This is a genomic window from Pedobacter agri PB92, assembly GCF_000258495.1.
In the GTDB taxonomy this organism is placed as follows: Bacteria; Bacteroidota; Bacteroidia; order Sphingobacteriales; family Sphingobacteriaceae; genus Pedobacter; species Pedobacter agri.
This window is the reverse complement of sequence record NZ_AJLG01000025.1, coordinates 1-25,108: the sequence shown is the minus strand read 5'-3', so window position 1 is coordinate 25,108 and position 25,108 is coordinate 1. Positions and strand designations below refer to the sequence as shown.

Sequence of the window (25,108 nt, the reverse complement as noted above, 5' to 3'; positions counted from 1 at the left end):
ATGAATTATAAAAGTACAATTATGGCAGCATTTCTTCTAGTTGGGGGAATTGCCAGTAGCAATGCTCAGGATATAGATCAAAGTAAAGTTCCTGCTGCGGTAAAAGCCGCTTTCGCAAAGGCATATCCAAAAGCAACCGATGTGGATTGGGAGATGAAAGGTGGAAATTATGAAGCTGATTTTGATTTAGGTAAAATCGATCACAAAGCCACCTACATGGGTAATGGCAAGGTCGTTTCATTTGAGAAAGATATTCCAAACACACAATTACCCGCTGCGATAGCAAAGAGTATTAAAGCTAAATATCCAAAGGGTAGGATAGATGATGTAGACTGGATTAATGCCGGTGGCAAAATTAGCTACAAGGTAGATATTGAAGGTACTCCGGATGTAAATGTTTGGTACGGTGCTGATGGCAAATTTGTTAAAGAAGTTGCCGATTAATTAGCGATAACCAGAGCCATTGGATCTTTCAATGGCTCTGGTTTTTTTATTATATATGACTTTCATTAATGGTTTTGTGCCGGAGATATGTATCAAAGCAAACCTTAAAGGATCTGATAATTTACTAAGAAGCTAATATTCACTCCGGAAGATGCCCTGCCACAATATAAAAAGCTATGATTTTGTTGTTAACAATTTTTAATAGCGATTTATCTTCTTGCATAGTTAGTATAACCTCCATCAGCCAGCAATTCTGTTCCGGTAATAAAACTTGCTTCGTCAGAAGCTAAAAATAAAACTGTTTTTGCAATTTCACTAGGATCACCTAATCTTTGCAAAGCTGTAGCTGATGCCATATAATTTTGAGCATCATCTGTAGCAACCACCTTATCAAATCCTTCTGTTTTAATAGGACCAGGGCTAATAATATTCACCCGGATTTTTCTTTCAGCAAGTTCATTCGCGGCAATTTGAGCAATTTTATTTACTGCTCCTTTGGTTGCTGAATAAATACTGGTGCCTAAATTCGAAGCGGTGGCCACTGTTGATGAGGTAAACAATACTGTTGCACCATCAGCCAAATGAGGCATCAATTTTTGTAGGGTGAAGAAGAAACCTTTTACATTGGTATTAAACTGTGCATCGAAATCTGCTTCAGTTGCTTCTGCGATAGAAGCAAATACTGCTATTCCTGCGTTTAAGAAAAGTACATCTATTTTTTTTCCGCTTGCAGCAACTGCTTTTTCCAGCACATCAATCCCAGGTATATAGGAAGTGTCTGAAACGACCGTTTGCAAGTTCGAACTGTTAATTTTAGCCGCTGCCTGTTGCAGGTTTTCAGCGTTTCTGCTTGTGATGGTTACATTGGCTTCTTTTTCAATAAAAGCTTTAGCTGTTGCAAAGCCAATTCCTGTGCTTCCACCGGTGATCACTACATTCTTATTTTTGAAATTCATTTTAAATTATTTAAACGTTTTTGATGGTACAAATTTAGAACAGTTAAGTTCGTTTTCGTAACTTTGTAACGAAAAGTAACAGTAACACAAGAGTAACCAAGTAACCTCATGAGTATACCAGAAGCGTGCTTAATCGGGCACAAAAAAGAGATGAGAGCCGTTCAGGATTCAATGGATATATTGAGCGGCAAGTGGAAAATTGCCATTATTTCCTCGATATGTTATTATAACAAAAGGCGATTTTCAGATATTCTTAAGGATGTAGAAGGAATTTCCAACAGAATGTTGAGTAAAGAGTTGAAAGAACTGGAAATAAATAAACTGATTAACCGAACCGTTCTAGACACGCAGCCTATCTCGGTTCAGTATGAATTAACGGAGCACGGTTTAACGTTGAAAACCATTATCAATAACCTAACAGAATGGGGGATTGCGCACCGTAAGAAAATTATTGGTTAACCAATCGAATATTATCCTGCGGGTTGATCTGTTGGAAATTTGGACATATCCATAAAGAAAATTTCCCAGGTATGCCCGTCAAAATCTTCTAAAGTTCGTTGTTGCATAAAACCGTAATCCCTGATTTCATTTGGTTCGGTTCCGCCGGCCTTAAGCCCATTCTCCACAATCTTGTTTACTTCATCTACACTGTCTACAGATAGTGAAAAAAGTCCGGCTACTGCCGATTGGGTATCGGCAATGGGTTTGGTTGCAAAAGATGAAAATTTTTCGTGGGAAAGCAACATCACGAAGATATTTTCGCTCCAAACCATGCATTTTCCGGCATCGTCTGAAAATTGAGGATTGTTTTCAAAGCCCAATGCGGAGTAAAAATCCATTGATTTTTGAACATCCTTAACTGCTAAATTGATGAAAATTTGTTTGGCCATAACATCACTTGTTTTTTTGTTTTTTAAAATTATCGATTTGTAGTCCGCGATTTTAGTTCGGCATGACTGTTATTATAAATTTTACCTTTTTTTGGATGAGTGAATTTAATGGCAGACCAGGTACTGTTTACACTTAAACAAGTGCTTTCTACCAATCCAAACTCGTAACCATTTTTAATTACTTTCGGTAAGGATAAATCGGTATTGAGTTGTCCGCCCTTGGGCCACGAAACCCACAGCATGCCATCTAGTTTCAGGTGCGCTTTTAACTTTGGGAAAACAGCTAGCTGTTCATCGCTTTGCGTTACAAATAAATGAATATAATCAAACTCGCCGGTTAAGGTTTTGGTCAATATTATATCAGGAAGAACAATTGATTCTATTGCTTCTTTAGGCGCATTCATAAAAAACGTTTTTGAATTTTCCTTTATTCCCATTTTTTGTGCTACCGTTTTCATTGTTGTATGGTAATAAACATTAGTTAAAATATCATCCTGTCTTCTCTAAATTAAAAAAAATGTAATAAAAAAACAGGATTGAATTTTTCTATCCTATCCTGTTTTGTTTGCGCTAAGCTGTTTCCTATTTTGAAGCCTCACCCCAAATTGGTCTTCCTACTCTATTTTTTCAGAAAATAGTCAAACTTCCTGAATTTTAGAGTTCTTAATTCTCAGTAAATCAATGCCTTTCTACATTATTCAGTTTGACTTGCAACATCAGTTTTAATTATCCGGTAATTTTTAAAGATTGTATCAAATCCTCTTTTATTATGAGATGATAAGCTAAAACAATCGGGCTTCCAGGAAAATTCCCCGAAACTTCCGCTTTCAAAATTTCTTCTGCCGGTAAATATTCAATTGGTTCCATTACCGTCTGATATTCCTCGTTAGCTTTTTTAATCCATTGTTCAATTGCTGTTTTTCCTTGATGTGTTTTTCCTTCATCAAAAACTACGGCTGTTTCTGCAAAACAATTGGCGTATGCATGGCTGTCGAAATTGTTTTGCGCTTGTGTTAAATGTGCGATTACTTTTGGTAAGTTCATTTTTAGTTTGATTAAATTGTTGGCACTGTGCCACCGTCGATTACAAAATTTGTTCCTGTTAAATAATTTGCCCTGGGCGAAACCAAAAAGCCAACTAATTCCGCTACTTCTGCCGGTTCTGCCGGTCTGCCAAAAGGTATTCCGCCCAAGGCATCCATTACACCTTGTTGCGCTTCTTCTACGCTACTGTTTCCGTTTCTTGCAAGCTCGCCCAGCCATGCTTTTGATGCTGTCGTATTGATCCATCCCGGCGAAACAGTGAGTATGCGAATTCCTTTCGGCGTTACTTCATTTGATAGGCTTTTACTATAATTTATCAATGCTGCTTTTGAAGCTGCATAAGGCAATGTAGAATCGTATAGCGGTAATTTACCTTGAATAGAGGCAATGTGGATGATCACGCCACTTTTCCGTTCAATCATTTGCGGTAAAAATCCTCTGTCCAATCTTACAGGAGCAAGCAAATTTGCCTGTAGGGTTGATACCCAGTCATCATCCGTTAATGCAGCGAAACCACCCGCAGGAGTTACTGAAGAACCAAGATTGTTTATTAAAATATCCAGCCTTCCATATGTCGAAAGTACCTCACTAACCAATTTTTGTGCATCTTCTGCCTTGCTTAAATCTGCAATGGCAAAGTGCTGGCCCGCAGTTGCTACCTCCGGCGCATTTCTGGCAGTGGTGATCACCGTTGCTCCTGCTTTCTGAAGTCGTTCGGCAATGGCTTTTCCAGCACCTTTAGTGCCACCGGTTATTAAAGCTATTTTTCCAGATAACTCATTATTAAAATTAAATTGCTGTTCCATATCTATCGTTGTTTAGTACAAAATTGAAGCATATAACGGGTTTGCGCAAGTACGGAAAACCGAATTGCATAGGGATAAATTTTTCCCCTATTGTACAATTTGGAACATAGGTGTACTTTTGATTATGAAGGATAGAAAAATTCCATTAAACTTAAATTGTGGACTCGATCTGATAGGAGAGGTGCTTTACGGCAAATGGAAAATTCGCTTGTTATGGTTTATAAGTCAAGGCCATCAAAGACCTAGCGAACTGCAAAGGAAAATTCCAGATGCTTCCCGCAGGGTTTTAAATATTCAGCTCAAAGAATTGGAGGAACATGATTTGGTTGCCAAGAAGATTTATCCTGTTGTACCTCCAAAAGTAGAGTACAGCTTAACAGCGTTCGGACAAACGGTGATTCCTGTAATCGCTGTATTGGGGAATTGGGGCAACGAAAACGAAGAGCGATTGAGAAAGTTAATTTTAAATGCACAATCGATAACTGATGGTTTAGAAGATGAGGTTATCGGGCGATAAGCCTATCTTTTAGGCTAAGTTGATTGTCTGACTAATTACTTGAGTAAACTTCCCAGATACTTGATCAAGATTCAAGTAGTATATGATAAAATGTTCTATCGGCAAATCTTTACAAACCAAATCTGCCGTGTTAAAATAGCTTTCTAAACATCTTCGAACTTATCTAAAATCTGGCGGATGCTTATATTTTGAGAAATAAATTGTCTCCTGTGCAATCGTTGCATCATAAGCGCTATTTTTTCCTGATCACATAAATACCCTTTTTACCATTTTCATGAAAATTGGTGCTATAATCGTAGGCTAGAAAACCAACATCACTTTTATTGGCAAAATTTAGAGGCAAGCCAAAAAGGTAAATATCGCTTTGCGTAATTGCGCCTATGCCATTGTGCTTATACCCAACGGTTTTAAAATTAAATACTTCATTGTGTACATTTAATTCGTAATAAGCAGTGCCGTAAAAGGTATTAGGAATACCTGGATTATAATATCCTTCGGTAGTATAGGTTTCCTTAGAAAAAGCCAGGGTTTTTAATGCTCCAAAAGCTTCATATTTTAGTGCTTGGTCTGGAAAAAAAGAAAAGTCTGAATTGTACGGCGTAATGTAATCGTCGGTATGACGAAGTTCATTAGAATAAGTTGCCCTTGCTGGGTCTTTGAGAAAATGCTCTTCGTGCCATTTATGAGGAATTTTTCTGCCTTTTATTTTACACTCTATTTTCGAACCTTCTGCATAAACATACATAGGGCCAGCGTTTAAAAAAGTATAAAGTTTTGTCCATTTGCCATCGTTGCGGAAGTACACGCACTGTGCGTTTTCCAAATCGGTATGCCAACCGTAAAGCACAATGTCGGCAGTTGAATACTTCTGTTCGAATATTTGTTCCCACTCTTTTGGCGCTAGGTTTTTATCGCGATTAAGCACTTCGTTAAAAGGCAAGGAAAGTGGCTTAACAGCAGAAAAATCATAAATACCATCAGCGCCGATAACAAAACAATTAATAGATTCTACAAATTTAAAGGCATCTTTTCCCTCAAATTTAAGTTCAAATACGTTTTCTCCATTGGGATCTATTTTAATGATATGAAAGTATCCATTGGTTTGGAAGTTGCTTAAGAGAAAGAAATTGTTTTGCGGAAAGTAGCGTATGTTAACATTGGCTGTTTCTGTAGCTCTGTACATTGCATATTTGTCTGATTTTAATCCATCGTTTAATTCGGGAAACTTTTTGTAGTTAGTAAAGAGCAATTTAGGGGATAGATTGATTACCGTGCACCTATCTATCACTAAAATAGATGATGATAAGAATAAATATGAAGAGATACATTTTTTTCATTTTATGAGGTGGAGGTTTAATTTCTTTGGATTTTATGAAGTTTTAATAAACCTTGCTTCCGGCAATGGTAAGTGCATGTGTAGTTTTTATAGATGGGCAACATCTGCCATCAGTTTCTGCATAGGCTAGTTTTTTGACGTAGATTTTGCCTTTATTTATTTTAAGGAAGCTAAACATATAGTCGGGTTCATATCCGGCAATTACTTTAACGGCTGTTCCGGTATTTTTGTAAAGTGTTAAACCTTGGGCAACGATGGTATTTCCACCTTCGTTTGGCGCAAGAGAAAAATAAATGGCGATATCCTCCAAGCCATCTCCGGTAAAATCTCCAGTAAAGGTGTCCTGACTATCCAAATAGGCATTGTGCGCATTTAGCATAGTTGGTAAATACTTCGCAAATTGTGCTTCTGCAAGTTTTACGGCATCTTTTAGCGGAATTTTTTTCTGGTTCGATTCAGCTATTTTTAATTCAAGATCCTTTTCTTTCAACGCCAATTCTTTTTCTTTTAGTTCTAGTTCCTTTTGCTTATCATCGTTAGCATTGTTACAGCCAAGTGCAGCGAGCGTAATCACTAAAATGAGAAGTCTATACCCTAATTTCATATCGTTAACAATCTAAAAATTAATAATATGTAAACGTCATCGATTTAACCATTGTGCCTTCCTTTGAATCTACAATTATATCTATCAAACGCTTCATATTTACTAATATCAATAACAGCATCTTTTGGCAGATAAAAGGTTTTTTGCGATACCGATTTTAGTTTCCCTTTTAAACCATATTTTTTTTATGGTTTCATTAATGTCCACTTTAGTTACCTGGTAAATATTTTTTGGCTGTAGATCAATTTTCTCGACCCTGTTTTGCCCACAACTTTGCAGGCAAACAAAAACCAGTATGATAGGGATGATATTTTTCGTTTTCATATCTTTCTAAAATGATTATCAGTAAAGTTTTTGATTAGGTTTGAACCTTTTACCAACTAAACATCATCATAAAAATAGAATAAGAATTACGAATAAAATCTCTGATTACAATTCGCCGGGCTTTGCTAATAATTCGTCGGATTTTGATTGTTATTCGCAATTACCTTGGAGGAAAGATTGGGGTTGTAGCCTGTAACCTGGTTAAAACGGACTGCCTGCTGTTTTAGTGGCTATCATTGCGTTTTAATAGTGTTTTTTTGTATACAGGTTAGAATGGGAAATTGGTCTATTTTTTCTTCCTGGCCTTTGTTGGTGGCAATTCTGTAAGGGAAATTTTAATTAACTCACTCAACCAATCACTGTCTTCTATTTTTTCTTCAATCAAGAAGTTTGGCTTTGCACCTTCGTAGGGTGATGCTTCAACAACTTCCCCAATAAATGCTCTGCCGGAAATAGTTGGTTTAACAAATAACTTGTTTTCGCACACCAAGGCGAACAATATTTCGTCAGCATAAATTCCATACTCGCCAAACATTTTCTTAGCGGTTATTTTTCCCACATTCTGGATTTGTTCTACAACAAAATCTACAAAACTTTGGTCGGAAGCCATTGTTTAATATTTTATTTTAGGGTTAGGCATACATCAAACTACTGATTCCAGTTCGCAATTGCTTTTTGTAAAGCAGCATCGGTATTCAATAGTTTTAACAGCTCTTCATCATTTAGTTTTTGTTTTTGCGATAACAGCATGCTCCATATTTTTTTCATTGAAGATGCTCCGCCTGCATCGTAGATATCGCCTGCCATAACATGGAAACGACATTGATACCAGCCATAATTGTCGGGAAAATTTTTAGCTATTTCATTATAATTGGCTTCAAAATCTTCCAGTTTTGTAAATTTTAATCGTTGAGTAGGGAAGGAAGAAACTGCCGTTTTGGTAAACACAGTGATGTAGGGCAGTTGTTTAGGGTCGTTATCAGCCAGATAAGTGTGTAATAATATGTTGCACAACAATTCGTTTAGCCAATTTCGCTGACCAAGCATTTTGGCTGCACTCTGAAATGCATGTCCCAATTCGTGTATCGCTAATAAATCGAAGGCATTGGTTAAATTTATTTCACCATTCTTGTCGGTATAAGTTGCTTTCATTTTCTCGGCAAGTTCTTGAGGTAATTTGTCGACAGGAGCTGCATTTCGTTTCCAAAAATCATTATTTTCTGATGCGACCACCAATCTTCCATCTGGTAAATAATGTGGAATGCCATAAATAGCTTGTGGATGGGCATATTTTTTCCAATCAGTAGGAGATAAAACCAATAAGGTATAGCTTGGTTTTACATTGAATTGTTTTTGAAAGTAGGTTTCAGCTTTAGCTACGTCAGTTGATATTTTTACAGCCCTTTCTTTTGCGTTCTCGCTAAAGTAAACATTTTGGCTAATGTTGCCCAGCTTTTGAAGGCCATCATAGGTTTGGGCAAAAGTTAAATTAGTCAATACCAAAAATAACACGATGATGATCTTGGATTTCATAGCTTTCGAGTTTTGATTAAACGTATTGTAAGGTTGTGCTGGTCGGAAACTGCTTGACAAAGAGGGGAGTTACAACGAAACCTTAACTAAAATACAAATTTTAATTCAAGTATAAATGTTGAGTTTGTTGAAAGTTGAATTGAAAAACTGTTTATGAATTTGGCACTAAACCCGACAGCTTTCAAAACCCTCATTAGCAGTTGCCATTTTAATTGTAGGTTTTCTGCTCAACTTTACAATTTTCTTTTTTTGCGCTCTATGGCAATGAATTCCGGTAGATAATCCGGTGTACAACCTTTTGAAACCATTTGTTCTTTGTAAAGCCCTGTTTTTTCTCCCAGTGCAACACAACGATCTTGACATTTTTTTTCATAAACGCCAATCCAACCTGCTGTGAAATTCATTGCCCATTGCACTTCTGGTTCTTCGTTCTCAATTTTCTTTTCAATTTTAAAAAGCAATTGTTCACTATCTGGTTGTATTTTTCCCATCCAACGCAAACGAGCCTGATAATACCAGTAAACCCTTCTTTTTAGTGAAGAAGGATTATTTTCCCAACTTGTTAAAAAAGCAATCGTTCTTTTGTCTTTCATCAATTGGTTTGCCATTAGCCAATCTATAAGTTGCAGTTTTTCATTGTTTTCGTGTTGATTGATGTCATTAATTAAATCGTCAATCGCCTGCTCCGAAAGTTGTCTTTTGTCCATGATGAGGATTGCCAATTGTCTGGCAAAGAAAACGCCTGTTGCCCAAAGTTCCATTGCCAGCCCATGATCTTGTTTAATGTCTTTTGCAATGGTTCGCAAATCCCCAAGTTTGGTATTCATCCCACTAATTTGGGCGAATATTTTTTCAGCTTTGGTTGATAGTTTCATTATTAGCTTGCTATTTATAAAGTTGCAGATTAATCGAAGTATAAAGCGTTAATTTTAGGCTTTCCGCCCGCTATTGCCAAAGCCTTATTAGTGGTACTGGTTTTCTCAATATCCTTTTGTTACCTCGTCAAAAATTCGCAAATAGTTTCCACCACCAATTTTTCCAATTTCTTTTTCAGTGTAGCCTGCTTTCAACAAGGCTTCTACAACTGTGAAATAAAAACATTGTTTTTCTCCTCCCCAAACGTTATTGGTTGTATCGCCACATTGTTTTTTATTTTCATTGCCTTTTGGTTTATCATCTTTGTTGAAATTGTTGTCATCTTTGTTCTGCCCTGGTCTTTCTTTAGGTTGTTCCCATTTATCGTTTGGTGAACGATAAGCGGGTGTCATTTTGGTATCTGTTCCAATAGCAACATGGTCAATTCCCACAATATCTACCATCGCTTTTATGTTATCTGCAAAAGCAGTTGGTGTATCTGCAAGATGAGTCCAAATACCGATTACGCCGCCTGCATCTGCAACTATCTTGGCTTGGTCTTTACTGATTAATCTCGGTTTCATCATTTTTGCCATAAACTCCTTATCGCCCAAACGCGTATTTAAGCCTGTATGAGAGATGATGAACGGCTTTGTCATAACTTTTAAAGCACCGTTAATGGTATTGTTGTCGCAGTGTGAAAGGTCAACCAAAATTCCAAGTCGTTCACATTCTTTAATCACTTGTGCTCCGAATGCAGTCAGTCCGCCCCATTTAGGTGAATTGGTAAAAATGTCTCCCAAAGGAACAGAGGCGTCATTGTCGTGTAGTAATGTTAAATGTCTTAATCCTCGGTCATAAGCAACTTTAAGTCTATCAATTTTTCCTTCTAAAAAGTGTGCACCTTCCACTGATTGAATTACAGTTGGTGTTTTCTTTTGGTGTGCACTTTTTAAATCTGATAAATTAAGAGAACGTTTCATTTTATTGTGCTCAAGAGCCGAGTCCATTGCTGTAAGTCCATTTAAAAATCGGTCATAAGCTTGTCCTTGTTCCGTTAATTTCTGATAGTCTACGGCAAATGTCATCACAATGGCGGATAAGCCGGAATTTTTCATTTGCCCAATCAGATCAATTTCTGGTCCCGGTAATTCTGAGGAGAGCAATGGAACATCGATATGATTATGTGTATCTATTCCAAAAGTTTTAGCCACTTTTTTTTCGTCATCGCTCAACCAAGCCCAAGATGAAAAAGGATCAACAATAAGTGCAGCACTTGCCGCTGACATTGTTACCAAAAATCTTCTTCTGGTACATTCACGTTTAATTTCGTCCATTCTTATTGTTCTATGATGATGTTTACGCGTTCGTTTTCATTTGGCTAATTGCTACTAATGCACTAACCTTGTGACAGCAATAGCATTCCGTCTGCCGAATATAGTACAAAAGCTAAATAGTACCGCAAAATTGAGGTCATGTTTGTAAGTCGTCACGGCAATGCCGTCCGGGTGGTTGTCCGATTTCTTGCCTGTGTTGATTCTGGTTTCTCACCCTAAAAAATCAATGATACATTTTGCGGTCTCATTTGGCTTTTCAGCAAGAATAAAATGACCACAATCTTCAACTTTTTTTAGTTGTAAGTCAGTTGTCGCGTTTGATAATGACATTTCTAACATACCGTATCCGCTACCACCAATTCCAAGCACGGGCATATCTAGTTTTTTGTAGGTTTTACTATCTTCAATGTCTTGTGGAAAGGCTTGATACCAGGCATTTGACGATCGAATTGCGTCTTTGCTGTTATAGGCAAATTCATACACTTCTTTATCAAAATCACTTAGGCTGTTCTGGTCAACAAGTAAGTTTTTAAATAGCCATTCAATTACCATATTCATTCGTCCTTCAAGCAGCTGTTCAGGGAGCTCTTTTACTTGATTAAATGCTAACCACCAGGGATAAAGGTAAGTGGCTCCTAACATTGGCAACATGGGTAATTGGTACATTCCGGCGTCCGGATGTGGGGTGTCCAACATTATTAATTTAGAAGTCGATTGTGGAAAATTTGCTGCAAAACTAAAAGCAACGTGAGCGCCTATGTCGTGTCCGCCAATGTGCACTTTTTCATAGCCCAACTGCTTTACAAGCTCAAATATGTCTTTCGCCATATTCTTTTTTTCATAACCCTCGGCTGGTTTGTCAGAACTGCCCATTCCTCTCATTTCAACAACAATAACAAAATATTTTTCGGCAAGAATAGGCATCACCTTATGGTAAGCCCACCAGGTTTCGGGATAACCCGGAATTAAGATTAATGGCTCCCCTTTACCACCTTCAACATAATGTAACTTCGTCCCATTCACCTCTGCATAGTTATTTGCAAAATTTGGTAGCGATTTGATAAGTGCTTCGTTTGTGTATTTCATCCTGCTTTTTATTTGTTATTGAGTTCTCTGTTTTACATTGCAATAATAAATACTAGTTTTGTAACCAACAAGTATGAAGTATACTGTATAGTTAATATTTATTTTTGAATACCTACATTATGAAATTGATAAATCAACTTTCCAAAGAAACAGGCATACCGATTGGAACCATTCGTTTTTACGAAAAAAGCGGGCTGGTGAAAGGTCAAACTAAGAAAGAAGTCACTACCAACAATTATGTATATTATGATGAGGAAACTGTTGAGAAACTTAGGTTTATACAAATGGCCAAAGCTGTAGGTTTTACCTTGTCAGAAATTAAAGAGGTTGTAGATGCCTGGTATAAAAAACAGATTAGTAAAGTGGCGAAAATTGAAGTGCTGAATAAAAAGTTGTTGCAAATAGACGAGAAAATGAAGGAATTGAAGGCTGTCAAAAAGCAGATCGCAGTTTGTATATATAATATTGAGAGCGCAGTTGACTAAAACCCTTTCAGTGAGTGATGAAGGCTTGCAGCTAACGTTTCGGGGCTTTGCGGTTCGGGGGGGGGCGGAGCACAAATCTTCAATTTCCTACAAAAGTTCAATCGAAGAAATACCGTTGAACTTTGCAGTTTCGCCACAAATTGCAAACGGCGAAGCCCTCACCGAAGGTAAACCCTTGTTAGCCATTCGTTGTTTTTTCGTCAATTCGTTCCATACTTTTTCGTTATGTCCATAAATACTTCTCTGTCTGCAATTGAAAATAATATCATTTCAGTAAAGTATAAATTTTGTTCTTTTTCTATGTCGCCTTTCCATAACTTTTGACTTATCTGTTTTACGAGATTATTCAGTTCAAAGTATGCGTCCTTTTTGTTTATGAAAAGTTTCTTGTCGGAATTTTTAATATAAAGTCTATGGTCTAAATATGTGATTTCAGTCGGCTGATAAACGGAAATGTTTTTAAGTCTGATTAATACATTCAAATCAAAAGCAGACATTTTCGAGTTTCTACCTTCTGGAATAGGAAAGTATTGCTGTCCTGCATTTTCGGATAGAATAATCCAGTTGATTGAATAAGCAACACGAGAGTCGTAAATTACGTTTCTGTCGGGAAACAAATAGGCTCCAACTTTTGAAGCACTTGCTATTCGGTTAAAATTGGGTCTGTCTTGATTTAAAAAGTCCTTGATTAAACTAATTGTGTCATTGTCACTGGCAGTTGTAATGCCACCCCAATCTTTAATAACCCACAAACAAAGTTTGTCGAACAGGTCTGGATTGGTCTTTAAAACATCATTCAGTTTTTGTCCAACGATTTTTTTAAGTTGAAGTTCCTTTTCGTATGCTGATAATGCGTTAATTTCTGTTACTTGGTTTTCTGTAAGGGTTTCGAGTTCTACAAGTCTGTCAATTTTTGCGTTCCAATTGTATAAGGTCGGCAAGTCAGATTTATACCTTTCTAGATGTGTTACAAATTTGTCAATGTCGAACTTTATTGTCATTCGGTGTTGTGTCGTTTTATAATGAGTGCTAACGTTTCGGGGCTTTGCGATGGTGGGGCAATCGAAGCACAAATCACCAATTTTGTACAAAAGTTGAACCGAAGTATCCCGTATTGACTTTGCAGTTTCGCCCCACTATCGCAAAACCCTTGTTAGCACCAGTTTTTCTTCTGTCCTTTATTATTTATTTCCAAAATTTCCACCATTGTTTTTTTGTCGCTGATTGTTCTGGAAACCACCATCCCTCGTGTTTATGTTTATATTCTTTTCCTCTGTCATCAATAATTACGATTTCACAAATAAATGGACTTTCTAAATAATCCGAATTATTATTGTATGGTCTTGTCTTTTGTAAATCAAATTCAATAGTCATTGTCGCTGAACTTACAAAATCCATTGTCGAACCGCTAGTTTTCACCAAAGTTGGAAACCATTTGTTCCAATGTTCAATAGAAGACTTTATTTCATTTGTTAATAACTCGGTAGGTTCAGCAACATTTTTTATAATGTCAACGGTCAGTTTGTTTATGTTTGTTTGTCTTGCTTGATTTAACAAGTGTCCTAAAAGATAATCGTCTTTCACATAGTTCATTAAACTTATGAAAGAATGCCCAAAATTATGAGATACACTTTTTAAAGGTTTGTGACTTGTCATTTTGCTACAATTTTTTCAATTGAAGGTTTGTCAACACCTAAAAGTTCTAATATTTTCTTCGCTTTGTCTTTGTCAACAATTAATGCGTTGTCGAATTCGTCCTTAAGTCCGCAAACATAAAGTCGTTCGTTAACGGTCATTCCGCCAATTCCTTCAACTTTATTAATTGCTTTTGTGATTTCTTGTTCTGTCATTACTGTCGGTTATCTAAAATTGGTGCTAACGTTTCGGGGCTTTGCGATGGTGGGGCAGTCGAAGCACAAATCTTCAGTTTTGCACAAAAGTTCAATCGAAGAACTGCTGTTGAACCTTGCAGTTTCGCCCCACTATTGCAAAACCCTTGTTATGTGATGTTTTTTTATCTGAGATGATGAAGTCTAGCTAAATATTTTTTACACATTCTTTCATCACGTTTGTCATAAAGTGATTTTCTTATTCCATAATATCCACCTCCTATAATACTTAAACCACCTAGAATTTCCTTAATGTATTCTTGGTTTAATGCGTCTGAATTTTGAGCAAGAGTATAAAATGCAAGCGGAACCGTTGCAATGTCAATTCCTAGCTTAACTATTTCTCTTATTATCTCATTTAGCGTGTAATTATAGTCGTCAATAAACTGTTGCTCCGAAATTCCATTCCCAATTAAATTTTCAATTATATTTATTTGTGAATTAAAACTATTGATTAACTCTCTATTTCTGTTTCTAAATTCTATTAAAGTATCAAAAGAAATATCGTTGATGTTTTTAGGTACTTGAAGTTTAATTATTCCACGAATAAATTTATCACGAACATTGGTATTTGTAGATTTGATTTGAGAGTAACTTGTATACCTATCATATTCTAAATTGTCTGTGATAATATTTCCATTTCTCTCAAAAGCAATTTCTTTTGCCAAATGTGTCATATACAAAAATGCAAGACTTTTTGGTAATTTTATTCCATCAGAATTTCTTATTCCAATTTTTTCGCTTTCGCAAAATTCAGCCCAAGAATATGAAAATTTTTCCCCATAAATTTGATAATCCCAAGAACTTGGATTTTTCCAATCTCTAAAGACATTAATTCTGTTGAAGAGAAAGCTAGCTTCGTAAGTTCTCTTCAAAATTCTGTCTGCTTCATTAATTGCTTTTAATGAAGCTTGTTCACCTTGATGATATTCCGGAGAAAAAAAATCAACTAAATCAGTTTCGCTTTGAAGTTTGCGATATTCATCAGTTACTAAGTGTTGCCGATTATAAGGTATGATACTTTCAAACTTGTCAAGGTATAAAGTAGAAAATTTTAGCCACTCATTTTCAGGAGGTTCAAAATTTGGATAGTAGATATATTTTTTCATTGGCGTTGTTCTTGTAAAATATCACATAACGTTTCGGGGCTTTGCGTTCGGGTGGGAAATCGAAGCACAAATGTTGATATTATTACTAATGTTCAATTGAAAAACTACTGTTGAATTTTGCACTTCAGCCCGCCTGACGCAAAACCCTTGTTAGCCGTAGTTTTTATTTTTCATTTCGTTTATTTACAATTGTTAATGCTTTGTCTAGGTTATTTTTCAAGTTTCCATAATTGTCAATATGAGAAATTGCTTGTTCCAAAAAGGGTTTGTCCATTTCATATAGTTTATTATTTTTAATGTAAATTTTTAACCGCTCTGAACTATGTTTTCCTATATATCGATAAAATTCAAAACGCTCAATATGTCGGAAGTATATTAGTCCAAATTCTTTTGTCCAAACCCCATTTTTAGAAATTCTAAAAACTAATTTAGGTTTTTTTAGTCCACCATAAATGAAAAACAAACTTGAAATAATTATTAGAAGCCCATATATTGTATGAATTTTAAACATTATGTATAGTCCATACAAAAGTAACAAACCTCCAAAAATTGTAAGACCAATAGGCTGTTTCGTTTCGTAATAGTCAAAATCAAATTCCTCTTTGTTAATTTCTAATTTCTTCGATATGTTCTTTTCATAGTTTTGTCGAAAAATGTTATAATTTTTATTTTTCATCATAAATTCCTTTCGTAATAGTCGGTTCTGTAAAATTACGGCTAACGTTTCGGGGCTTTGCGATGGTGGGGCAATCGAAGCACAAATCTTCAATTTTGCGCAAAGTTCAACCGAAGAACTACCGTTGAACTTTGCAGTTTCGCCCCACTATTGCAAAACCCTTGTTAGCTGCTGGCTTTTTTCGTTGTCCCATCGTCATTTATAAAAGTAAATTGATGTTGTTGATTAATAATTTGTCCACCTTTTTCTAAAAAGCTTCCGAATAGTCCACGCCAATCTTCAATGTCATTTTCTTTATTTGTGTCCCAACGTATTTGTCCAAACATATCGTTGTCAGAAGTTTTGTTTAACACAACACCAAATTCATCATTAAGCATAACTTTGGTTCCTGTAATAAAATCTTGATTTCTTTTCCATCTGTCAACTATACGAAATATGTTGATACCTAATTTGTGTCCTTGTTTTCCACAAAATAGTTCCCATTCTTTTGTCGGTGTGAACCATTCCCAAATTCTTGTGAAGTCTGCAACATTATCTCCTTGAATTTCATATAGCTCTTCAATAAATTCGTCCTTGAATTTAATGAGTTCGTCATCATTTTTGTTATCTAAAATGTCAACCAGAAGATTTTCTGCTTTGTGCAACTCGTCAAACAATTCCAAAATCTCCCATTTTTTCCAATATTCAATTTTGGAAAGTCCATCAGATTTATGTTTTTGAAAAAGTCGTTTGAACATAATGTTGGTTTTTAAGCTTGCAGCTAACATCTAAATTTACGCATTGCGTAAATCTAAGTTATAATCAATTGCGTAAAGCCATAAAATATTTCTGGCTTTACGAATGTTTAATTCAAATTCTGCAGTACAATCTTGAACCAAATGCGCAATCGCTTCCTTTGTTTCCACTAAAATAGAAAATAATTTCACTTGCACATTACGGGAAACCGTATAGCGATTTGCATTTTAAACATTCATATTTTTACTGATTTTGCCACTTAGCCCCGATAGGAGTGGAAAGCCCGCAATCCCGATTTTTTCGGGAGCGGACTTGAAACGGATAGCGGGAGCAAGCCTTAAAAATTGCTGTGGCTTTGCGCTTCAAATCCTAAAGAACTGTAAATCCTCAAAATTTATTAAATTACCATCCTAAAATTTCCTAAATGAAGAAAATCTTATTTTACGGAGCGGCGATTGCCATGTTTGCCAGTTCTTGCCAGCAAGCATCAGAAAGTGAAACAAACAGACCAGATTCTTTGGCCATTAAAGCAATTAACGATTCGAGCTTGACCAAATATTTATCAGCCATTGCTGCCGACAGCCTGGAAGGGAGAAAACCTTTTACCAATGGCGAAACCAAAACCATTAACTACCTGAAACGTGAGTTTGAACAACTCGGTTTAGAACCAGGAAACGGCGATAGCTTTTTCCAGGAAGTGCCTATGGTTGAAATTAAATCGATACCCGAAAGTAAAATGGTGATCAAAGGGAAAACGGGTAGTTTAAACCTGAATTACCTGACTGATTTCGTTGCCGGATCTCGTAGGGTACAGAATGAAGTGAGTATTGCGAATTCACCTTTGGTTTTTGCCGGCTATGGTATTGTGGCGCCAGAATATGGCTGGAACGACTATAAAAACCTGGATGTAAAAGGCAAAACAGTGGTGGTGATGATCAACGACCCGGGTTTTGCGGATTCAACTTTGTTTAAAGGCAAAAACATGACTTATTATGGCCGCTGGACATATAAATTCGAAGAAGCTTCGCGGCAGGGTGCTGCTGGTGTGTTAATTATTCATGATACAGAGCCTGCTGCTTATCCATGGAGTGTGGTGAGAAGTGGCTGGTCGAAATCGAAGCTAACTTTGCAGTCGGCAGATAATGGCATGAACAGAACGGTAGTTGAAGGCTGGATTTCGTTGGAAAAAGCGAAGGAACTTTTTAAAATGGCCGGACAAAGTGAAGCCTTATTTGAAGCTGCCAGAAGGAAAGATTTTAAAGCTGTGGATTTGAATGCGAGCACATCACTTGTGGTGAAAAATAATGTCAAAAAATCAGTTACTTATAATGTTTTAGCTAAAATACCGGGCGATAAAAAGAAAGATGAAGCCATTATTTACTCAGCACACTGGGATCATTTAGGTGTGGGCGAAAAGATTCAGGGCGATTCGATTTACAATGGTGCGGTAGATAACGCTACAGGTGTGGCTTCGTTATTTGAGCTGGCTTCGGCATTTAAAAAGTCGCCTAAAAAGCAGCAGCGTACCATTTTGTTTATTTCTTACACCGCCGAGGAGCAAGGCTTATTGGGATCGGAATATTATGCCAAACATCCCTCTTTTCCGCTGGATAAAACCGTGGCCAACATTAATATGGATATGATGGGTATTGCCGGTAAAACCAAAGATATTGTGGTGTATGGTTTTGGTCAGTCGGAGTTAGAGGATTATGCTGCGGCTTCGGCAAAAAAGCAGGGAAGGGTAGTGGTTCCGGATCCGGTTCCGTCTTCGGGTTTATATTACCGTTCTGATCATTTTAACCTGGCTAAAGTAGGTGTGCCTTCTTTGTTTACCGGCTCGGGTGTCGACAATGTTAAAAATGGCAGGGAATGGGGTTTGAAACAAGTGGCTGACTTTACCAAATTCAGGTATCATTCACCACAGGATAATTTCGATGCCAATACCTGGGATTTATCTGGCATAGTGGAAGATGTAAGATTGGTTTTTGATATGGGCTATCGTTTAAGCAACGAAGAGCTTTACCCGAAATGGAAAGATGGCTCGGAATTTAAAGCCATCAGGGAAAAGAAATAAGGCTCAACGTCTGTTGAACTTACTTCAGAAACTCATTGAAGTTCCAAAAATTTTTTTTCGGGTCGATTAAGGCTGTAAAATTAAAAAGCCTCAGAATTGCAGATTTTTAATTTGCAATTCTGAGGCTTTTAGCTTATGAAACGTTCTGATTAAAAGTGGAACTGCACACCTAATTTAGGAGCGAAAGTGTTCGCTTCTAAACCGAATGAGTTTGCAGAAACTTCAGCACCTGTAAGTTCGTTTTTAACATTAAGATTGGTGTAGCCTAAACCATTAACTGAAACCTCGATACCGATTCTTTTGGTTGGGAAAAAGGCAAAACCTGGTGCGATATTTACACCAATGCTTGTGGTGGTCGCTACTTTTGCGCCGGTATCTCCATTGTTGTTTACCACTTTATTGTTTCCAAAAGCCATTGGAACTGATAATTGTCCGAAGAATTTGAATTGGTCTGATAAACCCACATAGTAACGACCGAATGGTGCCACCACGAATGCCTGGTTTAAGATATTTGAACTAACTTGTTTGTTATAGTCATAACCTACACCTGTTCCAATTGCGAAGTTATCGCTTACAAAATAACCTACACTTGGAACTACGCTAAAGCTTACATCAGATTTTGCTGCAGTTTCTACTTTTGTAGAATTGAAGCCCACATTACCACCTAAAATTACTTTACCTTTTTCTGTTTGTGCATTTGCTCCATACACTAAACCTGCAACTGCTACTACTGATAATAATAGTTTTTTCATCTTTTTTATTATTTATTTGTTTGTAAAAAAATAGCCAGTTTTTACCTTTTTAATGTCTGACTATATTTGACTAAAAGTCAATACCGGTGCCAAAAAACACTGTCAGTATCATTAAAAAATCAGTTTTTATTCAACTCCTTAACTTTTAGTTAGATATGAATTTGGTGTTAAATCAATATTATTTTTGTGTGACTAAAAATTAATCGACTGATTAATTTCGATAGGCTGTCAGATTGACAAACTGACTTTTTTTGTATAAATGTCAGCTTTTAACCGGAAGGTTTGACACCTTTTGAGAATATCACAAATGGAAAAAGCCGCTTAAGTTAAGCAGCCTTTGTTTATTGAGTAAAGATGATTTAGTTTATAGTTTTGGTTGAATGGAGCAAATGTGCGAGAATTTTTTTCAACACATTTAGCTGAGGTAGGTCAACTATACTATCCGTTATACTTTGGATGCAACGATCAGATTTTCAATTTTCCTTTTGATTAAACTTATGGTTTTTTCATCCGTTAAATTTCCTGCTTCATCAAATTTTGTTTGTGCTTGTGCAATCAGTACTTCAGGCTGTAACACAGGATTCATATTCAGGAAAGTAAAAACAGGAAGGAAGGCCGTTTGCATTCTTACCGTTCCCCACATGCCCTGTGTAGCACCAAGCATGGCTACCGGTTTGTGCATCAGTGGTGCATCTTTTCCACGGCTTGCCCAATCAATCGCATTTTTCAATCCACCCGGAATGGAATAGTTATACTCAGGAGAGGCAATAATGAAAGCATCTGCCTGAGCCAATGCCGCTCTGAACTTAACCACGCTTGCAGGCCGTTCTGCTACCTCTGGTGTATCGTCATCTGCATTGTAAACCGGAATATCATCAAAAGGAACAATTTCAAATTCGATTCCTTCTGGTACTAATGTGCCAGCAAACTTAAGTAACATTGCATTGTACGAGCCTTTTCTCAGGCTTCCGCACAAGCCAACAATTTTTCTGTTCTTTTCCATACAGATAAAACCCCCGCATAATAAAAATGTTTGATAGCAGCAAGGACCTGTCGTTCAGGATAAAAAAATATAATCGCTATTTTTGTGTATTATCAATTCCCTTATGACTGATCAAAATCCTTCCAAAGCAATTATCGAAAAAACAGTATTCCCGATCTTATTTGCGCTAAGTTTTTCCCATTTGTTAAATGATACCATTCAATCGTTAATCCCTGCAATTTATCCTATTATTAAAACCGATTACCATTTAAGCTTCTCACAAATTGGATTAATTACGCTCACGTTTCAACTGGCAGCTTCACTGCTTCAACCTTTTGTAGGGTTATATACTGATAAAAAACCACAACCTTACTCACTGGCTGTTGGGATGGGTTTCACCTTAATTGGACTGATAACGCTATCTCAATCGACCCATTTTTATACCATGCTGGTTTCCGTAGCCTTGATAGGCGTAGGTTCATCCATATTTCATCCGGAAGCCTCAAGAATGGCGCATGCGGCATCAGGCGGCAAAAGAGGTTTGGCACAATCTGTATTTCAGCTGGGCGGAAATGCAGGCAGTTCATTAGGTCCTTTACTAGCCGCCTGGATTATTGTTCCTTACGGGCAGTTCAGCGTAGTTTGGTTTTCCATCATTGCACTTTTAGCCATTATTATTTTGAGCTATGTTGGCAACTGGTATAAAGGTTTTGTGCTTGCCCGAAGTAAAAAAGCAGCTATTGCCACCACAGTGAATCAGTTTTCGAAAAACAAGGTCGTTTTTTCAGTGGTCATCCTTTTGCTGCTTATTTTCTCGAAATACTTCTACATGGCCAGCTTAACCAACTACTTCACCTTCTATTTAATCCAGAAATTCAATGTTTCAGTTCAAACCTCACAAATTTATTTGTTTGTGTTCCTTTTTTCCGTTGCAGCAGGAACGTTATTGGGCGGACCTATTGGCGATAAAATCGGAAGAAAATATGTAATCTGGGCATCTATATTGGGCACAGCACCGTTTGCGCTGTTATTGCCACATGCTAATCTATTTTGGGTTGGCGTTTTAATTGTTCCTATCGGGATGATTTTGGCATCTGCATTTTCGGCCATTTTAGTTTATGCACAAGAGTTGATACCTGGTAAAGTAGGTTTAGTGGCGGGATTGTTTTTTGGCTTTGCGTTTGGAATGGGTGGGATAGGATCTGCTTTGCTGGGAAAACTTGCCGATTCAACCAGTATTGAATATGTATTTAATATTTGTGCTTTTTTGCCATTAATTGGATTGTTAACAGGGTTCTTACCAAATATTGAAACAAAAAAGAAATAAAAAATCCCGCCTTTTTCCAGGCGGGATAAATTTTAAAAATGAAAATTGAAACCTAAGCTAGGTACAAATGTATTTAAGCCAAAAGTGAAGCTATTGCTGTCGAAAGCAATCGCATTTTGGTAGTTTTCATCAGACTTATCATTTCTTTTGCTGTAAGCAAGTAATGGGAAAGAGAACTCAATCGCCCATTTCTTTGCCGGAAAAAAAGCAAAGCCGGGGTTAATTGATGCATTGTACGTTGTTGATTTAGATTCTACACTTTGATAATTGAAGCTTCCGGTTCCACTTAGTGATTGATTAGTTTTTCCAAATGCGACGTCGAAATTAGCCTGACCAAAAAATTTGAATTTATCTGTGATATCTACATAATATCTCACAAACGGACCCACATTAAATGACTTGTCTCTTTGAATTGAAGTAGATATTAGAGGACTGTTTCCAACGGTGAAAAATTGCTCTACTACGTTTTTTCTTTCATCATAACCAATGCTTAAGCCAATTGCAAGATTTTTGCTAAAGAAGTGGCCAACCCTTGGCAGTACATTGAAAAATGTTGATTCGCTAGCGCCATAATTCATTGTACTAACAGGCCTTAACTCATCTTTACCATACCCAATCGATCCACCAATTATAGTGTTTCCCTTGTCTGTCTGAGCAATTGAAGTAAATGCAGCAGTGCATAATACCGCTAATAATAATAGTTGTTTTTTCATTACGTGTGTGTTTATTTGTTGGCGCAATTATAACATAAAAAAACTATAAGAACTAGCTTGTTTGGTGGCTTAAGTAAAGATTCGGCCTTATAAAAAAAAAGACATCAACTATTTGGTTGATGCTTTTTAAAGGACGAATTTTAGCTGAAAAGCTTATCGTATGTTACTATTTTCCTAAATCGAACGATACGCCTATATTAAATGAGAACTGATTATTCAAACGCTCGTAACCAATGGCATCCGAATTGTATTTTGCAATCGGGAATTGTGCTTCTGTAAATAATCCGAATCCTTTATCAAAGAAAACTCTTCCGCCAACATGGCCACCAAAGTTTTTCAAACCAAGGTTTAAACCTGGGTACAAATCTACGTTTGATGGTAAGCCGATCACGTTACCCAGGTTGGCATTAAATCTTGCTTTAAGATCAAACCGATCGCCAAAACCTGGCTTATCAATACCTGCAAAGGATTTTACGCCTAACAAATAACCAGCTTGTGCACCAATGGAGAAGCTTTGCCCCAGGCCATAGTCAAGCGAGGTAACAATTCCGGTGCCCCATTTTTGCAGATTGGCTCCGATCTGGAATCTCAAATCTTCTTTTCCTTTATATGCATCGATTTGTGCATTTGCCTGCGAGTAAACGATAACCAGTAAAAATAAGCTCGTAATAATTCTTTTCATTTTTAAATAATTGATTTTATGGGTAATTAATAAATTCTTTTTCAATCTTTAAAACTGATGAAATACAGAAAACACCGCACATCGATGCCTGATTTCATTACTTCGTAGAAATAACAGTTCGAAAGAAATTTAAATTTTATGCAGCTATTAAAACAGCTGATATTACAGGATGTAATTTGCTATAAGGATGTTTAGCAAGCCGATTTGGCGCTGCAAATATATAAGAAAAGATGGCGAAAGGGAATTATTACGATAAAATTTGCAGCCATGTAGTTTAAATGGTGTTGATCACTATAAAAAAGAAACTGCCTCATTAACACAATCCTTCAGACTCGGTTGTGGTTGACGAGGCAGCTTCTTTAATTTTTACGAAGGTATATTTATTGCTGATTGAGTTTTTCGATAAAGTAATAGGTGTTTAATGCATCGTCAGAAGCAGGATCGTCGCCCTCATTTTGAATTGATTTTATTTTACCTTTACTTTTAGATGCCGTTGCATTGAAATACTCAAACCGGATGTTTCCAATCGTTTTGATCTTGCCATCTTCATCAGGAAATACTGAATTGTAATATGCTACCCGTACATCTCCAATGGATTTAATTTTTCCATCTTCTGACGGAAAAACGCTGTTATAATATTCAATACGCTTGTCGCCAATAGATTTCACTTTGCCGTCTTCTGATTTAAAAACGGAATTATAATAGGTAATTGGAGTTCCGTTAATTGATTTAATTTTTCCATCTTCTGATGGGAAAACACTGCTGTAGTATTCAATGTTACCACGGAAACGTTGTGCGTGAACCTGTAGTGAAGATATAAATATGAGCATGATCACAAAGCTGCTATATCTTGCAATTTTGATTAATACATTTTTCATGAGATAATGTTTAGAAATGGAAATTAATGGTGAAAGTAGGAGTGAAGTTGTCCAACGCCAACCTTAAATTATTCTTCCTATCGAAGTTGTACAAAGATTCTTCAGCGTAATAGTTCTGATGAAAAAATGTAACTATCGGGAAAGAAAATTCGAGGCTGGAGTCATCAGACAGAAGGTAAGTAAAGCCAGGAGTTAAACTTGCGCCCCATCCTTTTGCTCTGGCATCTGTTCTGATTAAATAGCCTTCATCATCTATTCTATTAAAGGTATTGATTTGCAGGAGTAAGTTAGCCTGTGCAAAAAACTTGAAGCGTTTCTTTACATCTACATATTTTCTGATGAAAGGAGAAAGGCCAAAACTAAATTCTTTCGGACCATAGCGGTCTTCATATCTGCCATCTTCTTCATCCCAGGAAATGTAACTCTCCCCACGAAGTTTGGAAAGGTTTAAAGGGATTTCCAGCCCGATGGCGAGATTATCCTTTAAAAAATAACCGCCTCTGGGTGTTGCTGTAAAAGTGTTAATTGCAGCGGTAGAATTATTTTGCTTTGAAGTGCCAAAGCTTAAGCTGATGCCGGCAAAGCCACTGCCTTTTTCAGTTTGCGCATAGCTACGCCAACTGACGGCGCACAGCAGCGCCATGATGATTAATTTAGGTTTCATTGTTTGTGTTTTTGTGTGTAATCCAATAATAATCATTATCGAAATAAAAAACAAGAGGGGAATATTGTTCATGCTAGCACTGACGTTTATATTCCGTCATTGCGATACCGATTCTTCATCGGGAGAAGCAATCTCATCCTTAAAGAGAAGATTGCCGCGGTCGTGAAATACTCCCTCGCAATGACGAACTGGCTAGGGGATTGGCGAAAATATTATGTTTGGGCATAATATATGAACATCATAAATGAACGTCAATTATGAACGGTCTTCATCCGCAGCTTCCCGAAATGAATTCGGGACAAGTAAACTGGGGATTTTAAAGTATAAGAATGATGAACACAACCATTTTAATAGCTTCTTCGTCATTCCCACCTGCACCCAGCAAAAAATAAATTGCAAAAAAAAATCCT

The 25,108-nt window shown here is 36.8% G+C and carries 30 protein-coding genes; 6 read left to right on the top strand and 24 right to left on the bottom strand.

Annotation, left to right across the window (positions count from 1 at the left end; genetic code table 11):
- Positions 1–21 precede the first annotated feature (21 nt).
- Complete coding sequence (locus ON09_RS05740) at positions 22–444, top strand: PepSY-like domain-containing protein (RefSeq protein WP_010600106.1); 423 nt, start codon at positions 22–24, stop codon at positions 442–444.
- A 209-nt stretch (positions 445–653) separates the two neighbouring features.
- Here ON09_RS05740 and ON09_RS05735 read toward each other — a convergent pair whose 3' ends face one another.
- Positions 654–1,400 carry an SDR family oxidoreductase gene (locus tag ON09_RS05735; RefSeq protein ID WP_010600105.1) on the bottom strand — a complete coding sequence of 249 codons (747 nt, stop codon included), beginning with the start codon at positions 1,398–1,400 and terminating at the stop codon, positions 654–656.
- Between the two features lie 108 nt (positions 1,401–1,508).
- On the opposite strand from ON09_RS05735, the gene ON09_RS05730 reads away from it, so the two are divergent.
- Positions 1,509–1,859 (top strand): winged helix-turn-helix transcriptional regulator, encoded by a 351-nt coding sequence (locus tag ON09_RS05730; protein WP_039841928.1) that lies wholly within the window; start codon positions 1,509–1,511, stop codon positions 1,857–1,859.
- An 11-nt stretch (positions 1,860–1,870) separates the two neighbouring features.
- On the opposite strand, the gene ON09_RS05725 is transcribed toward ON09_RS05730, so the two are convergent.
- The 4 genes from ON09_RS05725 to ON09_RS05710 form a co-directional block, all read right to left on the bottom strand.
- Complete coding sequence (locus tag ON09_RS05725; RefSeq protein WP_010600103.1) at positions 1,871–2,290, bottom strand: VOC family protein; 420 nt, start codon at positions 2,288–2,290, stop codon at positions 1,871–1,873.
- A gap of 29 nt (positions 2,291–2,319) precedes the next feature.
- Positions 2,320–2,748: a hypothetical protein gene (locus tag ON09_RS05720; protein ID WP_010600102.1), complete on the bottom strand. Its 429-nt coding sequence runs from the start codon at positions 2,746–2,748 to the stop codon at positions 2,320–2,322.
- A gap of 268 nt (positions 2,749–3,016) precedes the next feature.
- Positions 3,017–3,334: a hypothetical protein gene (locus tag ON09_RS05715; RefSeq protein WP_010600101.1), complete on the bottom strand. Its 318-nt coding sequence runs from the start codon at positions 3,332–3,334 to the stop codon at positions 3,017–3,019.
- Positions 3,335–3,345: 11 nt separating this feature from the next.
- Entirely contained in the window at positions 3,346–4,140 is a 795-nt protein-coding gene (locus ON09_RS05710; protein ID WP_010600100.1) for an SDR family oxidoreductase, read from the bottom strand.
- A gap of 124 nt (positions 4,141–4,264) precedes the next feature.
- On the opposite strand from ON09_RS05710, the gene ON09_RS05705 reads away from it, so the two are divergent.
- Complete coding sequence (locus ON09_RS05705; RefSeq protein ID WP_010600099.1) at positions 4,265–4,657, top strand: winged helix-turn-helix transcriptional regulator; 393 nt, start codon at positions 4,265–4,267, stop codon at positions 4,655–4,657.
- 232 nt (positions 4,658–4,889) lie between these two features.
- Here the strand turns inward: ON09_RS05705 and ON09_RS05700 are convergent, their stop codons facing one another.
- The 7 genes from ON09_RS05700 to ON09_RS05665 all read right to left on the bottom strand — a co-directional run bounded on the left by ON09_RS05700 (position 4,890) and on the right by ON09_RS05665 (position 11,732).
- On the bottom strand, positions 4,890–5,840 hold the full coding sequence (locus ON09_RS05700) for a hypothetical protein (protein WP_029204139.1): 951 nt from the start codon (positions 5,838–5,840) through the stop codon (positions 4,890–4,892).
- Between the two features lie 196 nt (positions 5,841–6,036).
- Entirely contained in the window at positions 6,037–6,597 is a 561-nt protein-coding gene (locus ON09_RS05695; RefSeq protein WP_010600097.1) for a hypothetical protein, read from the bottom strand.
- A gap of 610 nt (positions 6,598–7,207) precedes the next feature.
- Complete coding sequence (locus ON09_RS05685; protein WP_010600095.1) at positions 7,208–7,531, bottom strand: TfoX/Sxy family protein; 324 nt, start codon at positions 7,529–7,531, stop codon at positions 7,208–7,210.
- A gap of 38 nt (positions 7,532–7,569) precedes the next feature.
- Entirely contained in the window at positions 7,570–8,454 is an 885-nt protein-coding gene (locus tag ON09_RS05680; RefSeq protein ID WP_010600094.1) for a YdgH/BhsA/McbA family protein, read from the bottom strand.
- 233 nt (positions 8,455–8,687) lie between these two features.
- Entirely contained in the window at positions 8,688–9,281 is a 594-nt protein-coding gene (locus ON09_RS05675; RefSeq protein ID WP_202947120.1) for a DNA alkylation repair protein, read from the bottom strand.
- 153 nt (positions 9,282–9,434) lie between these two features.
- Positions 9,435–10,646 (bottom strand): dipeptidase, encoded by a 1,212-nt coding sequence (locus ON09_RS05670; protein ID WP_010600092.1) that lies wholly within the window; start codon positions 10,644–10,646, stop codon positions 9,435–9,437.
- Positions 10,647–10,856: 210 nt separating this feature from the next.
- The gene (locus ON09_RS05665; protein WP_010600091.1) at positions 10,857–11,732 is read right to left on the bottom strand and encodes an alpha/beta fold hydrolase; all 876 of its coding nucleotides are present in this window, start codon (positions 11,730–11,732) and stop codon (positions 10,857–10,859) included.
- Between the two features lie 119 nt (positions 11,733–11,851).
- Here ON09_RS05665 and ON09_RS05660 point away from each other — a divergent pair, with 119 nt between their 5' ends.
- Positions 11,852–12,217: a MerR family transcriptional regulator gene (locus ON09_RS05660; RefSeq protein WP_010600090.1), complete on the top strand. Its 366-nt coding sequence runs from the start codon at positions 11,852–11,854 to the stop codon at positions 12,215–12,217.
- A gap of 200 nt (positions 12,218–12,417) precedes the next feature.
- Here the strand turns inward: ON09_RS05660 and ON09_RS05655 are convergent, their stop codons facing one another.
- The 6 genes from ON09_RS05655 to ON09_RS05630 all read right to left on the bottom strand — a co-directional run bounded on the left by ON09_RS05655 (position 12,418) and on the right by ON09_RS05630 (position 16,658).
- A complete protein-coding gene (locus tag ON09_RS05655) occupies positions 12,418–13,218 on the bottom strand; it encodes a hypothetical protein (RefSeq protein WP_010600089.1) in 801 nt (266 codons plus the stop codon).
- 184 nt (positions 13,219–13,402) lie between these two features.
- Positions 13,403–13,873 (bottom strand): hypothetical protein, encoded by a 471-nt coding sequence (locus ON09_RS05650; RefSeq protein ID WP_010600088.1) that lies wholly within the window; start codon positions 13,871–13,873, stop codon positions 13,403–13,405.
- Positions 13,870–14,067 carry a hypothetical protein gene (locus ON09_RS05645; protein WP_010600087.1) on the bottom strand — a complete coding sequence of 66 codons (198 nt, stop codon included), beginning with the start codon at positions 14,065–14,067 and terminating at the stop codon, positions 13,870–13,872. Before ON09_RS05645 ends, ON09_RS05650 begins: the two co-directional genes overlap by 4 nt.
- A 164-nt stretch (positions 14,068–14,231) precedes the next feature.
- Entirely contained in the window at positions 14,232–15,215 is a 984-nt protein-coding gene (locus tag ON09_RS05640; RefSeq protein ID WP_010600086.1) for a hypothetical protein, read from the bottom strand.
- 163 nt (positions 15,216–15,378) lie between these two features.
- The gene (locus tag ON09_RS05635; RefSeq protein WP_010600085.1) at positions 15,379–15,894 is read right to left on the bottom strand and encodes a hypothetical protein; all 516 of its coding nucleotides are present in this window, start codon (positions 15,892–15,894) and stop codon (positions 15,379–15,381) included.
- 161 nt (positions 15,895–16,055) lie between these two features.
- Positions 16,056–16,658 carry a hypothetical protein gene (locus ON09_RS05630; RefSeq protein WP_202947119.1) on the bottom strand — a complete coding sequence of 201 codons (603 nt, stop codon included), beginning with the start codon at positions 16,656–16,658 and terminating at the stop codon, positions 16,056–16,058.
- A 392-nt stretch (positions 16,659–17,050) separates the two neighbouring features.
- On the opposite strand from ON09_RS05630, the gene ON09_RS05625 reads away from it, so the two are divergent.
- A complete protein-coding gene (locus ON09_RS05625; protein ID WP_010600083.1) occupies positions 17,051–18,700 on the top strand; it encodes a M28 family metallopeptidase in 1,650 nt (549 codons plus the stop codon).
- Positions 18,701–18,849: 149 nt separating this feature from the next.
- On the opposite strand, the gene ON09_RS05620 is transcribed toward ON09_RS05625, so the two are convergent.
- Together ON09_RS05620 and ON09_RS05615 are read right to left on the bottom strand one after the other, a co-directional pair.
- Entirely contained in the window at positions 18,850–19,452 is a 603-nt protein-coding gene (locus tag ON09_RS05620) for a DUF3575 domain-containing protein (RefSeq protein WP_010600082.1), read from the bottom strand.
- Between the two features lie 445 nt (positions 19,453–19,897).
- Complete coding sequence (locus tag ON09_RS05615; RefSeq protein ID WP_010600081.1) at positions 19,898–20,455, bottom strand: NADPH-dependent FMN reductase; 558 nt, start codon at positions 20,453–20,455, stop codon at positions 19,898–19,900.
- A gap of 103 nt (positions 20,456–20,558) precedes the next feature.
- Here ON09_RS05615 and ON09_RS05610 point away from each other — a divergent pair, with 103 nt between their 5' ends.
- The gene (locus tag ON09_RS05610) at positions 20,559–21,761 is read left to right on the top strand and encodes an MFS transporter (RefSeq protein ID WP_010600080.1); all 1,203 of its coding nucleotides are present in this window, start codon (positions 20,559–20,561) and stop codon (positions 21,759–21,761) included.
- 32 nt (positions 21,762–21,793) lie between these two features.
- Here ON09_RS05610 and ON09_RS24125 read toward each other — a convergent pair whose 3' ends face one another.
- From ON09_RS24125 to ON09_RS05590, 4 genes are all read right to left on the bottom strand, one after another.
- Positions 21,794–22,474: an outer membrane beta-barrel protein gene (locus ON09_RS24125; RefSeq protein WP_010600079.1), complete on the bottom strand. Its 681-nt coding sequence runs from the start codon at positions 22,472–22,474 to the stop codon at positions 21,794–21,796.
- Between the two features lie 166 nt (positions 22,475–22,640).
- Complete coding sequence (locus ON09_RS05600; protein ID WP_029204137.1) at positions 22,641–23,156, bottom strand: DUF6646 family protein; 516 nt, start codon at positions 23,154–23,156, stop codon at positions 22,641–22,643.
- Positions 23,157–23,536: 380 nt separating this feature from the next.
- Entirely contained in the window at positions 23,537–24,034 is a 498-nt protein-coding gene (locus ON09_RS05595) for a hypothetical protein (RefSeq protein WP_010600077.1), read from the bottom strand.
- A gap of 10 nt (positions 24,035–24,044) precedes the next feature.
- Positions 24,045–24,698: a hypothetical protein gene (locus ON09_RS05590; RefSeq protein ID WP_010600076.1), complete on the bottom strand. Its 654-nt coding sequence runs from the start codon at positions 24,696–24,698 to the stop codon at positions 24,045–24,047.
- Between the last annotated feature and the right edge of the window lie 410 nt (positions 24,699–25,108).